The organism is Uliginosibacterium sp. TH139 (assembly GCF_002855595.1).
Lineage (GTDB): Bacteria > Pseudomonadota > Gammaproteobacteria > Burkholderiales > Rhodocyclaceae > Uliginosibacterium > Uliginosibacterium aquaticum.
The window spans coordinates 467,884-480,613 of sequence record NZ_PKRR01000004.1; the positions used below are offsets into that span (position 1 = coordinate 467,884).

Consider the following 12,730-nt stretch of genomic DNA (forward strand, 5'->3'; position numbering starts at 1 on the left):
GTGTTCACTCAGGGTAGTTAAACGATACTTAGGTTTAGCAATACGCGTGCCGGACTTGCTGCGAGGTGCTGCTGCTGGCACAGTGCAGCGGAACTATTTCACGGAGTCCTGGATATGTCGCGTTTCGGTTCGATTGCCCTGATCGTGGTGGGCAGTCTCTTTCTGCTGAGCAATCTCGGCTTGTTCCGCTTTAGCCAAGTGGCTCAGGTACTACATACGTGGTGGCCGTTGATTCTGATTGCTGTGGGAGTGCTAGGCCTGCTCGGCAAAAAGGGGTGATCAGGGGGCGGAGGGGGCGTCAGGCGCCGGATGGCTGGCTGGCTGCAGACGGGCAGTGAACCAGAAGGTGGCACCGTTTTTGAGCGAGCTATCCACGCCCACTTCGCCGCCCATGGCTTCGGCCAACTGCTTGACGATCGAGAGCCCAAGGCCGGTGCCCGAGCGGCGCTGACCATCGGCGTTGGCGACCTGCACGAAGGGCTCGAAGAGCAGGTGAAGCTTGCTCTTGTCGATGCCGACTCCCGTGTCGGTGACCGAAAAGGAAATCCGGTTGTGGAGCGGGGTGATGTCCAGATGCACGCTGCCCTGATCGGTGTACTTGATTGCGTTGCTGATCAAGTTGGTGAGCATCTGCATCAGGCGCGGCGCATCACCGTTGAGATGCCGGGGCAGCTCCGGCGAGATCGCGAAGCTGAGCTCAAGCTTCTTGCTGCTGGCAAAGTCCTCCTGCAAGGCAATGGTGTCTTCGATCAGTTGCTGCAGATTGAAATCAGCATGCATCAGTTCCAGCTTGCCAGAGTCGATCTTGGCGAAGGCGAGGATGTCATTGATGATGCCCAGCAGCCATTGCCCGGCCTTATGCACATTGAGTGAGTAACGCTGCTGTTTCTCGGTTAGCGTAGTGCTGCGCAGCAACTCGTTCATAGACAAGATGGCGTGCATCGGAGTGCGCAGATCATGGCTCATGGCGGCGAGGAAGTCGGACTTCATGCGATTGGCCTTGTCCGAGTTGTCGCGCGCTTCGATGAGTTCGCGCTCGCGCTCCTCGATATTGTCCAGCAACTGGTTGAAACCATTCACGAGAAGACCGATTTCGTCATCCTGCTGGGGTGGCACGCGTGGCGAATAGTCACCGGGGTTGGCCTGCAGGTGGGCTACGACTTGCATCAGCCGGGAGATCGGGCGGGTGACGAAGTGGCGCAGCATCAGGTAGAGCACCAGCAGTCCGATCACGGCCACACTGCCGCCTGCGCCAAGCCCCAGCAGCAGCATCGAGCGCAGCTTCTGGTCGATATCCGAGAGCGGGAACGCCACGATGACGCTGGCAATCTGTGGGTCATTGCTGCCACGTACAGATTCCAGAACGGCCAGGCTCTGTTCGGCTTCGACCTCGGTGCTGCGGCTGCCTTTCTGTAAGGCTTTGAGCAGCTCCGGTTCGGCCAGCGGCTTGCCGCTCAGTTCCGGGCGGCTGGAAAAAAGCACTGTGCCATCCTGCGCAGCAATCAGCGCGTATGAAACTCCGGGGTAAGCACTGACGGCTTCAGCGCATTGCGCTTCGAATCCGGTGACATCGTGGATGTCCAGACCCAGCGCAGTGACCCGTTCAAGCTGGATAGCCAGGCCGCGCGCCACGGCCTGCGAACGGGACTGCAGCACTTCGGCATGATGATGAAGATAGACTAGGGTGCCGCTCAGCGCGAAGGACGCAGTGACGAAGATGATCACCAGTGCAGCGATGGTGATGATCTTGCTGCGCAGCCCCAGTTTCATTACTTGTCCCAGATGTAGGAAGTCACCACGGTCGATGATAGCAGCTGAGTGGAGGGCGGGATGAGCCCCAGTTGCTTTGCGCGAGCCAGGCTGATAACCGGTACGCCCTTGGTGGTGGGGGCAATCGGCAGACTGGCGGGTTTGCGTTTGTCGACCAGAATGGCACGGGCCAGCTTGCCTGCAGCCATGCCCTGTTCAAAGGCGGATACGGTGACGCCGGCGAGCGTGCCATGAAGCATGCGGTCATCCCAGAAGGATAGATCCGGCAGTTTGCTGTGTTCAGCCAGCCAGCGCTGCAAATTCGGATAGGGTACATCCATGCCTTTTGCATCCTTGAAATTGAAGTTGCCGAGAATCATGTACGCGTCGGCCTTGTTCGGATTTTCCAGCACCAGGCGCTGGAAGTCGGCGTAGGCCACGGGCTGGTCCACACCGACGAGACTGAACTCCTGGTGTTCGCGGGCGATACTGCGGACACGCCCGATGACTTGTGGCCAATAGGCTGCGCTGTCCGAGAGGATCTGGATGCGCCGGATGCCTGGTTTGATGGCCTGAACCAGATGGATGGATTCGAGGATGTGCTCACGTTCGAGCACGCCGGTGATGTTGGTGGCACCTTTGATGCCGTGATCTTCGGCGCTTTTGTTGACGCCACTGAAGACGAAGGGCAGGGACTTGTTCACGTAGTGTGCGGTCACTAGCTGGACGGCGTCGTCATCCGAGGTGTAGACCAGATCAGGTTTCCAGTCGGCGATGATCTTCATCGCGCGCTGGGCGTTGCGCTCCATTTCTTCCTTGCTGCTCTGGCGTTTCGTGTCGAGCTGAAAAACCTGATACTCGGTTTTGACATCGGAACCCAGCCCTGCCTTGAATCCTTCGAGCTGGCCATCGGTCCAGCGATAAGGCGAGTTGAAACTCATGATGTGCAGGATGCGCAGATTGCCGGCCGGGGCAGCCTGGGATACCGGAACCAGGAGTAACAGACTGGCAAGGCTGAGCAACAAGTGTTTGAACACGAAACATCTCCGCAAAGGGCGATTGAAGGTGCGCGGATGATGGGCCGATTCCACGCGGGCGCAAATAGACTCTTCGGGCGGCTCGCCGCCAGGTTTCGCGGGTGGGGATGCTTTGGGGCAAAATGGCGGGCTTTCCCCCAATCCTTCCGGGTGCCTCATGTCCGTTGATTCCAGTTTCGAACTGCCTGCCGATCCTTTTGAAGAACTTGCTGCCCGCGATGTGCAGCTGCAGGCCGCACGCCTTGTCCACGAAGCCTTTGCAGCCGCACTGCGTTTGTCTGCGGGAGGTGGTGAGAGCAAGCAGCTGGAAGAGGCACTGGCGAAGCTCGCTAGCCATCTGCGCGAGTGGTCGCGCATGGCGCCGATGGAAGCTGCACATCTGCGGCTGGCTATGCTGCTGGCGGGGCTCGACCAATGGGGGCTGGCCTACAGCAAGGCGTTTGGCGCCCCTGCACTGGCGGGTGTGTCGGCTGTGCTGGCCGATCTGCGGGACAGTCTGGCGCCGCAAGAAGAGGCCGCTTGCCAGCGTTTTCTCGATACCCTCTACGAGAAGGAAGAAACCGCGCTGGAGTTCAAGATTGCCTTCCGTCGCGAGTTGCACCTGTCGCTGTGGCATACCTTGATCGCGGCGGAAAACCGCGAGCAAGGCAAGCTTCTGGTGAGCCTGCTGGGGGGCATGCTGCTGGCCTTGACCCGCGCCATGCCGACGCTTGGCTGGCGTCTGGTCGCGGATGCTCTGGCTTCGATCCAGATTCGCTGCCTGCAGCACGGCCTCGCGGCCAGCGGCATGGAGCAGGAACTGACCGAGGAACTCTTTGCCGGATTGCAGGCCGAACTTCCGGAAGGCCCGCGTGAGCTGGTGAATCAGCACTCAGCCGAGGCTGTGCGTGCCTGGCAGGAGGCCCGGCGCGCGACTCAACACTGATCCCTGAGGTGAGCTGACGATGCAGTCTTCAAGAGTCATAACATGCTTACTGCTGCTGACACTGGCGTGCGCTGCGTATCCCGCCTCAGCCGAAGACTATTACGACTGCGCACTGTTCGATGACCGGGTGCTGTGCAAGCTGCTCAACAGGCATCCCGCGGTAAAGGATCTGCCGGTATTCGCGGCGAGCCGGGTGCTGGGCCTCTATCGGGAGCGTGAGGATTACGCCGAGGAAGTGCTGGAAGATAAGGCCGTAGTCTTGAGTGGGGCCGTGACTGCGGTGCAGGTACAGAAGGGGCGCGTAATGGTCGGCATGGGTGAAGCGGGTGAAGAGCAGCTGCAGTTGAAGCTGTTTTCCCACCACCCGCTTGCCAGCGACGGTGGGCGCATCGCCAGCCGCAGTGCCGAGGCGGTCGCAACGCTGCTCAAACCCGGCGTGAACGCGGTGTTCCAGTGTGTGGGTGAGGGGCTTGCTGGGCGCACACCTGTCTTCGTCGATTGCGTCTACTGGGAGTAAGCCTTAAACGGGAAGACTCAGCTCACGCAGATGCTGGCGCAGCAGCCCTGGCTCCGTGAAGTGGATGGCCTGCATGCCGAGCTGGCGGGCGGTGGCAACATTGGCCACGCTGTCGTCGATGAAGACGGCCTGCTCGGGTTTCACGCTATAGCGTTCAAACAGTAGTTTGTATATCGCCGCATCCGGCTTGATCAGGCCTTCATCGCCCGAGACCACGATGCCCTCGAATTCATCGAGGAAATCATAGAGCCGGCGCGCGCGCGGGAAGGTCTCGGCCGAGAAATTGGTCAGGGCCAGCACGCGCAGACCGGCGGTCTTCAGCTCGCGTAAGAGCCGCACCGATTCCTCGAAGGCGGGAGCGACCGACTCTTCCCAGCGGTCGAAATAGGCCTGCAACAGATGGCGATAGTGTGGGAACTGTGCGCCGTGGGATTCGATGCCGACGGCGAAGGGCTGGCCTGCATCGTGAATCGCGTTCCAGCGGTTGAAGTCGACGTCCTGCAGGAAGCGCTCGATCTCGGCCTCATCCTGCAGCAGCTTGCGGAACAGCCAGCGCGGCTCCCAAGGAATCAGCACGTTGCCGAGGTCGAAAACGACGGTGTCGATACGTGTCATTTGCCGGCCCGTCTTTTCACGTTTTCCACATAGGCCATCGCGTCGAGCGGCTTGCCGCTGCGCTGGGCTTCGAACAGGGTCTCGCCGAGCGCTTCGAGCACCTCGTGCAGGGCGGCGTGACGATCGTCAGCGTGGCGGCGCAAGCAGGCGTCATAGGCGCCTCGGATGCCCGGCGGCTGATCGATCGAGAGCTGTTCGTGAATGGCCAGATGCAGCGAGAGGTGCAGGAAGGGATTGACCTGCCCGTCTTCGGGGCTGAAGTCCTTGTCGACCGAGTCCGGGTTTTCGATCAGGGCGTGGTATTCCGGGTGCTGGAAGACGAGCTCGGCGGCGATGTCCTCCATCTGGCTGAGGGTTTCTTTTGCACGGTGCTTGCGCCAGCTTTCGATGAAGAACTGGCGAACCTGGTCGCGGCTGGGATTGAACATGATGTTTAGTCCGGTCGATCTGTCTTGTCGGGGCTCTGGCAGAGGTCGCGCACCGTGCATTGCCCGCATTTCGGGCTGCGCGCGGTGCACACGTAGCGCCCATGCAGGATCAGCCAGTGGTGGGCATCCACCAGATATGGCTTCGGGATGCGCCGCATCAGAGCGTCTTCTACCGCGCGCACATCCTTGCCCGGAGCCAGCCCCATGCGGTTGCAGACCCGGAAAATGTGCGTATCGACCGCCATCACCGGTTCGCGCCACAAGGCGTTGAGCACCACGTTGGCGGTCTTGCGGCCGACGCCGGGCAGGGCTTCGAGGGCTTCGCGCGAGCGCGGTACCTCGCCGGCGTGACGCTCCAGTAACTGGCGGCTGAGTTGGGCGACGTTCTTGGCCTTGTTGCGGTAGAGGCCGATGGTCTTGATGTGCTCGGCAATGCCTGCCTCGCCGAGTGTGGCCATGGCTTCGGGCGTGGGCGCGGCGGGGAACAGGCGGCGGGTGGCGAGATTCACGCCCTTGTCGGTGGCCTGAGCCGAGAGCACCACGGCCACCAGCAGCTGGAAGGGCGTTGCATATTCCAGCTCGGTGACCGGCTGAGGATTGGCGGCTTGCCAGCGGGCAAAGGCCTCGCCAATCTCTGCCTTGTTCATCAGCCGGGGCATGGCAGACCTCAGTGAGCGGCGGGCACGCAGCCTGCACCGGTGCTGGTCTGGGCCGCCTTGTTGCGTGCCTCCAACCAGCTCTTGCCCGCAATCAGGCAGGCCAGGGCGATGAAGGCGCCGGGCGGCAGGATGGCGAACAGGAAGCCAGGATAGTCTGCAGGCAATACCTGAACGGCATGGGCTCCCGGAATGATCATTTCGACGCCGGCGAAGAGCTGCCCGGTGCCGATCAATTCGCGCATGCCGCCGAGCACAGCCAGTACCAGCATCAAACCGACACCCATCGCGGCGCCATCGACAGCCGAAGGCAGGGCCGGGTTCTTGGCAGCATAGGCTTCGACGCGGGCTAGCACGATGCAGTTGGTGGTGATCAGCGGCACAAAGATCCCTAACACCACGTAGAGCTCGTGCAGCCATGCATTCATGGCTAGATCCAGCACGGTGACCAGTGCGGCGATGATCAGGATGAACACCGGGATGCGGATTTCATACGGAATCAGATTACGCAGGGCGGAGACGACGGCGTTGGAGACGGCCATCACGAGAATGGTGGCCAGGGCCAGACTGACGCCATTGACCACGCTGGTCGACACCGCGAGGATCGGGCACAGGCCGAGCAGCTGGGCCAGGCCAGCGTTCTGGCGCCACAGGCCGCTCCAGAAAATGTCACGGTAGTTGTAGCTGTTCATGGCTGGGCTCCTTGCTGGTACAGGTGCGCTTGTTCGCTGCGGGCGAAGGCGGCGACGCGGGCCACTGCGTTGGTGACGGCTCGGGCTGAAATAGTGGCGCCGGTGCGATAGGCGATGTCACCGCCGTCTTTCTTCACTTTCCATGCTTGGCCAGTGAGGGCCTTGAATTGCTCAATCCAGGGAGCCGCCTTGTTTTTGTCCTTCTTCGGGTCGATGTAGTCGCCCAGGCCCGGTGTTTCGTGATGCTCCACCACACGCACGCCGCCGAGGCTGCCATCTTGCATCACGGCCATCACCAGGCGGATCTTGCCCGCGTAACCATCCGGCGCGACGGCTTCCAGTACCAGCGCCACCGGCTGGCCGGCCTTGCGCGCGCGCCACACCGAGGCGCCCTTGGGCAGACCCAACTCGGGTGCGGCAGCGAGCTTCAGTTCATCACGCAGCAGGGCGTTGTCGTAACTCGCGGGTGGCAGCACTTCATTGATCAATTGCAGCTTGGCCTCTTCAGCGCTGGCAGCAATGGTGCTCTGGGTGGCTTCATAGGTGCCGGCCATCAGCGCGGTGAACACGATGGTGAAGGCCAGCATGGTCAGCGCAGTGCGCAGTGACAGCCCGAAAGGCGTAGGTTGGGGAATCACGGGTTCCATCGCAGGCTCAGTTCTTGTGGCCGAAGACCGGTGGCTGGGTCTTCATGTCGATCAGCGGGACGAGGATATTCATCAGCAGGGTGGCGAAGGCCACGCCGTCCGGGTAGGCTCCGAAGACGCGGATCAGATACACCAGCAGTGCGGCCGCAGCCGCGTAGATCAGCTTGCCGCGCGGCGTGGTGCAGGCCGATACCGGGTCGGTGAAGATGAAGAAGGCGCCGAGCATCGAGCCGCCGGCTGCAAGGTGGAACAGCGGCGAGGCGTAGTGTGTGCTGTCTGCCAGCCAGAAAGCACCTGCAATGGCGGACAGCCCGGCAATGAAGGCGACCGGGATATGCCAGGTAATCACGCGCTGCTGAATCAGGAACAGGCCGCCTGCCAGATAGGCCAGGGCGATCCACTCCCAGCCGCGTCCTGCGACCTGGCCGAAGCTGGCCGGATCGGCGCTGACGCTGGCAACACTGGCACCGGCTGCGCGCAGGCCTGTGCGCAAGGCGTCCAGCGGCGTAGCGCTGGTGATCGCGTCCAGCGCCATGGCGGCCCCGTCGGGAAGAACTTGCGCGTGCTCGGCCAGTGCAGCGGCCTGCATGGACAGATCCCCCGGCCATTGGCTCATCAGCGAAGGAAAGGCCACGATCATCACGCAGTAAGCCACCATGGCCGGGTTGAACGTGTTCTGGCCCAGCCCGCCATACAGGTGCTTGGCAACCACGATGGCAAAGGCCGTACCGGTGACGACCAACCACCAGGGGGCGAGCGGCGGGAAGGCCAGCGCGATCAGCCAGGCCGTGACGATGGCCGAAAGATCGGTGAGGTAGAGTGCGAGCGGCTTGCCGCGAAGCTTCAGCATGGCGGCTTCACAGACCAGTGCGGTGGCACTGGCGAGCGCGAGCTGGATCAGGATGGCCGGGCCGAACTGCCACACATAGACGGCTATTGCCGGCACGAGCGCCGCCAGTACCTTGAGCATCACGCGGCTGACGCTGGCGGGCTTGCGGACGTAGGGAGAGTTGTTGAGCATCTGGGGAGGGCGTCCTAGTGGGCCTGCAGGCTGGCGCGGATCAGATCCAGCACTTCCAGGTTGCGGATGGATTCCTTCAGCGGAATCAGCGGCGAGCGCTGCTGCAGAACGGCGGCGGCGAAGTCACGGACTTGTGCGGTGTAACGATCCGTGGCGCTGACCGGGATGCTGCGGCTGCCCTGGGCTGTGACGAGGGTGAGCTCACCAGCCTCGCCAAGGAACGGATCGGGCACCATCAGGCGACCTTTGCTGCCAATGATTTCGGCACCCATCTGGCCAAAGGCATTGAAGCCGCAGTGGAGCGTGGCGAGGAGGCCCGATTCATAGCGCAGCAGCACGGAGGCATTCACGTCCACGCCATTGTCGAACTGAGCTTCAGCGTGCACCCTGACCGGCAGGGCGCCATCGGTAATCAGCCCCAGCAAACTGACCGGATATACGCCGACGTCGTACAGCGCGCCACCGCCCAGTTCGGGCTCCATCTTGATGGTGCCGGGGCGATCGAGCAGGAAGCGGAAGCTCGCATTCACATGGCGGATCTCTCCTAGTACGCCGGAATCGAGCACCGCACGCAACTGGCGCGTGCGATCGGTGTAGCGATACATGATGGCTTCCATCAGCAGGCGTTCATTGCTGACGGCCGCAGCCTGCATTTCACGCGCTTCACGGGCTGAGAGGGCCAGCGGTTTCTCGCACAGTACATGCTTGCCGGCATCCAGTGCGGCAACAACCCATTGGCGGTGCAGGGCGTTGGGGAGCGGAATGTACACCGCATCAACCTGTGGGTCGGCCAGCAATTCGCTGTAGCTCGTGTAGCTGACCAGCTCTGGCACTTGTGCGCATGCTTCTGCCAGCTTGCTTTCATCGCGCGAGGCCAGGGCCTGGATCCGTCCATTGCCGGAGGCGAGGATGGCCGGAATGAGCTGCAGACGGGCAATGCGGGCGTAGCCGAGGATGCCCCAGCGGATCTGGCGATTCATGACTGTTCCTTGTCTGCCGCCTGAGCGGCCTTCTTTGCCTTGGCACGTTCCAGCGCGGCATCGATCAGGGCCTGTTTTTCCTCGGCCGACAATTCCTTCTTCGCCGGCTTGTCGGGCGGAGTCTCGGTGCCCGCTGCCAGCGCCGCTTTCTTTTCCTTCGCACGGGCGATGGCTGCGTCGATCACGGCCTGCGTGTCCGTCGCAGAGGCGGGGTCGGCTACGGCGGCGGCCTCTTTTTTCGCCTTGGCTTTAGCCAGTGCAGCATCAACCAGAGCCTGCTTTTCCTCGGCTGACAATTCCTTCTTGGCAGGCTTGTCGGCAGACATTTCCGTGCCTGCCGTCTGAGCTGCCTTTTTTTCCTTGGCACGGGCAATCGCGGCCTCGATCAGCGCTTGCTTGTCGTCGGCCGCTGCGGGGGTGCTGGTTTCAGCTGCCGCATCCTTCTTTGCCTTGGCGCGGGCCAGGGCTGCGTCGACGAGCGCCTGCTTCTCCTCTGCGGAGAGCTCTTTCTTAGCGGGCTTGTCTGTTGCCGGAGCTGCTTCCCCGCTGGAGGCGGCTTCCTTCTTGGCCTTGGCACGCGCGAGTGCAGCTTCGATCAGAGCTTTCTTCGCGTCGTCCGTTGCCGGGCTGGCAGGAGGAGCTTCATTCGCAGCAGTTGCTGTCTCGGTCGAGACTGTGGCGGCGGCCCGGCTGGCGGCCGTGCGGGCGGCCAGCTTCTCGGCCTTCTCGCGCTTCTCGCGCTCGATGCGTTCATTGCGTGCCTCGAAGCGCACGCGGGCTTCGTCGGCCGCCTCCTTCTTGCGTTCGCGATCCCAGATCTCGGTCTTGGCGAAACGGTAATAGTCGACCAGCGGGATGTGCGAGGGGCAGACGAAGCTACAGCAGCCGCATTCGATGCAGTCGAACAGGTTGTATTCCTGCACCTTGCCGAAATTCTTGGCGCGGGCGTGCCAATACATTTCGAAGGGCTGCAGATCGGTGGGGCAGGCGCGGGCGCATTCGCCACAGCGGATGCAGTTCATCTCGGGCGGCGGCGGTGCGAACAGACGGGGGCTGGCCGCGATCACGCAGTTGGTGGCCTTGACGACCGGTACGTCGAAGGCAGGCATGCGGAAGCCCATCATCGGGCCGCCCATGATGAAGGCGTCGGTATCCTCTTGCCAGCCGGCCTGGCGCACCAGATGATCCATCGGCGTGCCGAAGAGCACTTCGTAATTGCGCGGCGCGCCGACGTTGCCGGCGACGGTGACGATGCGCGAAATCAGCGGGCGGCCCAGTTCGATGGCTTCGTGAATGGCGTAGGCGGTACCAACGTTGAAACACTGCACGCCGTAATCGGTGGAGCGCTGACCGTGTGGCACTTCAATACCGGTGAGCACGCGAATGAGCTGCTTGGCGCCGCCGGCTGGATAGCGTGTTGGGACGGCGATGGCCTGGATCGAGGCGTCGCCATGCACCTGGCAGGCGGCCTGCATGGCGGCAACGGCTTCGGGTTTGTTGTCCTCGATACCGATCAGCACCTCGGGCGCGCCGAGCAGTTCGCGCATGATCAGGATGCCGGCCAGCACTTTGTCTGCGCGCTCGCGCATCAGGAGATCATCGCAGGTGATGAAGGGCTCGCATTCGGCGCCGTTGATCACCAGGGTCTTCATTGGCGTCTTGCGGCCTGGATTCAATTTCACGTGGCTGGGGAAGACCGCACCACCGAGGCCGACCACCCCTGCATCACGCAGCCAGTCGCGTACTTCATCAGCGCCGAAGCTCTTCCAGCGCAGTGGCTCACACTCCATCCATTCGTCCTTGCCGTCCGGCTCGATGACCACTGACAGCATCGACAGCCCCGAGGTGTGGGCCATCAGGCGAGGTTCAACGGCCACGACGGTGCCGGAGGTGGGGGCATGTACGGCAGCCGAGAAGTTACCGTCGGCCGCGCCGATGCGTTGGCCCTTGAGCACGTGCTCGCCCGTTGCCACCAGCGGCAGCGGTGTGCCGCCGACGCTCTGATGCAGTGGCACCACGAACTGTGCGGGCAGCGGCAACTCGGCCAGCGGCACGATCGGCGCGCGGGTGGATTCGGCCTTGTTTGTAGCGGGCTTTACGCCGCCGTTGAAGCTGAAGAGTTTGCGCAGGGCGTTCATGCGGTACGGCCTTCCTGTTGCTTGAGCGGGAAGACCGGGTAGCGCCACTTCCAGGTGTCTACGGTTTCCTTCACCGGTTCCATCGTGATGCAGTCGACCGGGCAGGGGGCAATGCACAACTCGCAGCCGGTGCACAGCGGCGCGATGATGGTATGCATCTGCTTGGCTGCACCGGAGATCGCGTCCACCGGGCAGGCCTGCAGGCACAAGGTACAGCCGATGCAGGTCTGCTCATCAATGAAGGCCACTGCCTTGGGTTTTTCGGCGCCGTTCTCGGCATTCAGCGGTTTGTATTCGCGTCCCAGAAGGTCGGCGAGCTTGTGGATGCCATCATCGCCGCCTGGAGGGCACTGGTTGATGTCTGCCTCGCCATTGGCGATCGCCGTGGCATAGGGTTTGCAGCCAGGGAAACCGCACTGACCGCATTGCGTCTGCGGCAGGATGGCGTCGATTTTCTCGACCAGCGGGTCGCCTTCGACCTTGAATTTCAGGGCTGCGAAGCCCAGTACGGCGCCGATGAGGATGGCGAGGCCCGCCATCACGAGAAGAGCTGACAGCATCAGAACTTGTCCAGTCCGGCAAAGCCCATGAAGGCCAGGCTCATCAGCCCGGCGGTGACCAGCGCGATCGGTGTGCCCTTGAAGTGTTGGGGTACATCGGCGCCATCAAGGCGCTCACGCACACCGGCAAACAGGATCAGCGCCAGAGTGAAACCGGCGGCGCTGCCAAAGCCGAAAATCAGGGCTTCCATGAGGTTGTGCTGGTAGTTCACCGACAGTAGCGGGATGCCCAGCACGGCGCAGTTGGTCGTGATCAGCGGCAGGTAGATCCCCAGAACCTGTTGCAGATCAGGGCTGGTCTTCTGGATCACCAACTCGGTGAATTGCACGATGGCGGCAATCATTACGATGAAGGCTAGAGTGCGCAGGTAGCCAACATCGAAGGGCAGCAGCAGGTAATGTTCGATCAGATAGCTGCTGCCGCAGGCCAGCGTGAGTACGAAGGTGGTGGCCGCGCCCATGCCGATGGCAGTTTCCAGCTTCTTGGAAACGCCCATGAACGGGCACAGGCCGAGAATGCGCACGAACACGACGTTGTTGACGAGCACAGCGCCAATGATCAGGAAAAGGTAGTGAGCCATGAATTTTCGCCCGGAGAATGGCCGGGATTATCCGCCTGAGCCAGGTGAATCCAAAGCAGAGGAGTGTTATAGGGGTATGCAGGCGAGGCATATAGGCGTCGCCTGGGATGGCAGGGCTGTGTAACACGGACTGCGTGCTGCCTGCACCGGCCGGGCCGGCGCTGAAGGCAGTCCGCGCTCTTAT

The 12,730-nt window shown here is 62.3% G+C and carries 15 protein-coding genes; 3 read left to right on the plus strand and 12 right to left on the minus strand.

Translation table 11 applies throughout. The features are described from left to right. Positions 1 to 114: 114 nt before the first annotated feature. Entirely contained in the window at positions 115 to 279 is a 165-nt protein-coding gene (locus tag C0V76_RS20035; protein ID WP_173893991.1) for a LiaI-LiaF-like domain-containing protein, read from the plus strand. Here C0V76_RS20035 and C0V76_RS11985 read toward each other — a convergent pair whose 3' ends face one another. Both C0V76_RS11985 and C0V76_RS11990 read right to left on the minus strand, forming a co-directional pair. Continuing rightward, complete coding sequence (locus C0V76_RS11985; RefSeq protein WP_101942630.1) at positions 280 to 1,770, minus strand: ATP-binding protein; 1,491 nt, start codon at positions 1,768 to 1,770, stop codon at positions 280 to 282. After that, entirely contained in the window at positions 1,770 to 2,786 is a 1,017-nt protein-coding gene (locus C0V76_RS11990) for an ABC transporter substrate-binding protein (RefSeq protein ID WP_158239231.1), read from the minus strand. The genes C0V76_RS11985 and C0V76_RS11990 overlap by 1 nt, the downstream gene beginning before the upstream one ends. Positions 2,787 to 2,943: 157 nt before the next feature. Between C0V76_RS11990 and C0V76_RS11995 the strand changes: the two genes are divergently transcribed. Further along, entirely contained in the window at positions 2,944 to 3,711 is a 768-nt protein-coding gene (locus tag C0V76_RS11995) for a hypothetical protein (RefSeq protein WP_158239232.1), read from the plus strand. A gap of 19 nt (positions 3,712 to 3,730) precedes the next feature. Continuing rightward, positions 3,731 to 4,228 (plus strand): hypothetical protein, encoded by a 498-nt coding sequence (locus C0V76_RS12000; RefSeq protein WP_101942633.1) that lies wholly within the window; start codon positions 3,731 to 3,733, stop codon positions 4,226 to 4,228. A 3-nt stretch (positions 4,229 to 4,231) separates the two neighbouring features. On the opposite strand, the gene C0V76_RS12005 is transcribed toward C0V76_RS12000, so the two are convergent. Genes C0V76_RS12005 through rsxA form a run of 10 tightly spaced genes read right to left on the minus strand, consistent with a single transcriptional unit; the run spans position 4,232 to position 12,546 of the window. Then, positions 4,232 to 4,843, minus strand: coding sequence for an HAD family hydrolase (locus tag C0V76_RS12005; RefSeq protein ID WP_101942634.1), 612 nt, complete (start codon positions 4,841 to 4,843; stop codon positions 4,232 to 4,234). Next, positions 4,840 to 5,271, minus strand: a complete 432-nt coding sequence (locus C0V76_RS12010; protein ID WP_101942635.1) for a DUF1841 family protein — start codon at positions 5,269 to 5,271, stop codon at positions 4,840 to 4,842. Before C0V76_RS12010 ends, C0V76_RS12005 begins: the two co-directional genes overlap by 4 nt. 5 nt (positions 5,272 to 5,276) lie before the next feature. Further along, on the minus strand, positions 5,277 to 5,918 hold the full coding sequence (nth, locus tag C0V76_RS12015; RefSeq protein WP_101942796.1) for an endonuclease III: 642 nt from the start codon (positions 5,916 to 5,918) through the stop codon (positions 5,277 to 5,279). Between the two features lie 20 nt (positions 5,919 to 5,938). After that, positions 5,939 to 6,619: an electron transport complex subunit RsxE gene (gene rsxE, locus C0V76_RS12020; RefSeq protein WP_101942636.1), complete on the minus strand. Its 681-nt coding sequence runs from the start codon at positions 6,617 to 6,619 to the stop codon at positions 5,939 to 5,941. Then, positions 6,616 to 7,266, minus strand: coding sequence for an RnfABCDGE type electron transport complex subunit G (locus C0V76_RS12025; RefSeq protein ID WP_101942637.1), 651 nt, complete (start codon positions 7,264 to 7,266; stop codon positions 6,616 to 6,618). Before C0V76_RS12025 ends, rsxE begins: the two co-directional genes overlap by 4 nt. 7 nt (positions 7,267 to 7,273) lie before the next feature. Next, positions 7,274 to 8,287 (minus strand): RnfABCDGE type electron transport complex subunit D, encoded by a 1,014-nt coding sequence (locus C0V76_RS12030; RefSeq protein WP_101942638.1) that lies wholly within the window; start codon positions 8,285 to 8,287, stop codon positions 7,274 to 7,276. A gap of 14 nt (positions 8,288 to 8,301) precedes the next feature. After that, entirely contained in the window at positions 8,302 to 9,267 is a 966-nt protein-coding gene (locus tag C0V76_RS12035) for a Gfo/Idh/MocA family protein (RefSeq protein ID WP_101942639.1), read from the minus strand. Further along, positions 9,264 to 11,405, minus strand: coding sequence for an electron transport complex subunit RsxC (gene rsxC / locus C0V76_RS12040; protein ID WP_101942640.1), 2,142 nt, complete (start codon positions 11,403 to 11,405; stop codon positions 9,264 to 9,266). The genes C0V76_RS12035 and rsxC overlap by 4 nt, the downstream gene beginning before the upstream one ends. Further along, positions 11,402 to 11,965, minus strand: a complete 564-nt coding sequence (gene rsxB / locus C0V76_RS12045) for an electron transport complex subunit RsxB (RefSeq protein ID WP_101942641.1) — start codon at positions 11,963 to 11,965, stop codon at positions 11,402 to 11,404. The genes rsxC and rsxB overlap by 4 nt, the downstream gene beginning before the upstream one ends. Then, positions 11,965 to 12,546, minus strand: coding sequence for an electron transport complex subunit RsxA (gene rsxA / locus C0V76_RS12050; RefSeq protein WP_101942642.1), 582 nt, complete (start codon positions 12,544 to 12,546; stop codon positions 11,965 to 11,967). Before rsxA ends, rsxB begins: the two co-directional genes overlap by 1 nt. Between the last annotated feature and the right edge of the window lie 184 nt (positions 12,547 to 12,730).

Coding starts and splice junctions, on each gene's coding strand:
- C0V76_RS20035 (WP_173893991.1), top strand. CDS start 115: ATGTCGCGTTTCGGTTCGATTGCCCTGATCGTGGTGGGCAGTCTCTTT.
- C0V76_RS11985 (WP_101942630.1), bottom strand. CDS start 1,770: ATGAAACTGGGGCTGCGCAGCAAGATCATCACCATCGCTGCACTGGTG.
- C0V76_RS11995 (WP_158239232.1), top strand. CDS start 2,944: ATGTCCGTTGATTCCAGTTTCGAACTGCCTGCCGATCCTTTTGAAGAA.
- C0V76_RS12000 (WP_101942633.1), top strand. CDS start 3,731: ATGCAGTCTTCAAGAGTCATAACATGCTTACTGCTGCTGACACTGGCG.
- C0V76_RS12005 (WP_101942634.1), bottom strand. CDS start 4,843: ATGACACGTATCGACACCGTCGTTTTCGACCTCGGCAACGTGCTGATT.
- C0V76_RS12010 (WP_101942635.1), bottom strand. CDS start 5,271: ATGTTCAATCCCAGCCGCGACCAGGTTCGCCAGTTCTTCATCGAAAGC.
- nth (WP_101942796.1), bottom strand. CDS start 5,918: ATGAACAAGGCAGAGATTGGCGAGGCCTTTGCCCGCTGGCAAGCCGCC.
- rsxE (WP_101942636.1), bottom strand. CDS start 6,619: ATGAACAGCTACAACTACCGTGACATTTTCTGGAGCGGCCTGTGGCGC.
- C0V76_RS12025 (WP_101942637.1), bottom strand. CDS start 7,266: ATGGAACCCGTGATTCCCCAACCTACGCCTTTCGGGCTGTCACTGCGC.
- C0V76_RS12030 (WP_101942638.1), bottom strand. CDS start 8,287: ATGCTCAACAACTCTCCCTACGTCCGCAAGCCCGCCAGCGTCAGCCGC.
- C0V76_RS12035 (WP_101942639.1), bottom strand. CDS start 9,267: ATGAATCGCCAGATCCGCTGGGGCATCCTCGGCTACGCCCGCATTGCC.
- rsxC (WP_101942640.1), bottom strand. CDS start 11,405: ATGAACGCCCTGCGCAAACTCTTCAGCTTCAACGGCGGCGTAAAGCCC.
- rsxB (WP_101942641.1), bottom strand. CDS start 11,965: ATGCTGTCAGCTCTTCTCGTGATGGCGGGCCTCGCCATCCTCATCGGC.
- rsxA (WP_101942642.1), bottom strand. CDS start 12,546: ATGGCTCACTACCTTTTCCTGATCATTGGCGCTGTGCTCGTCAACAAC.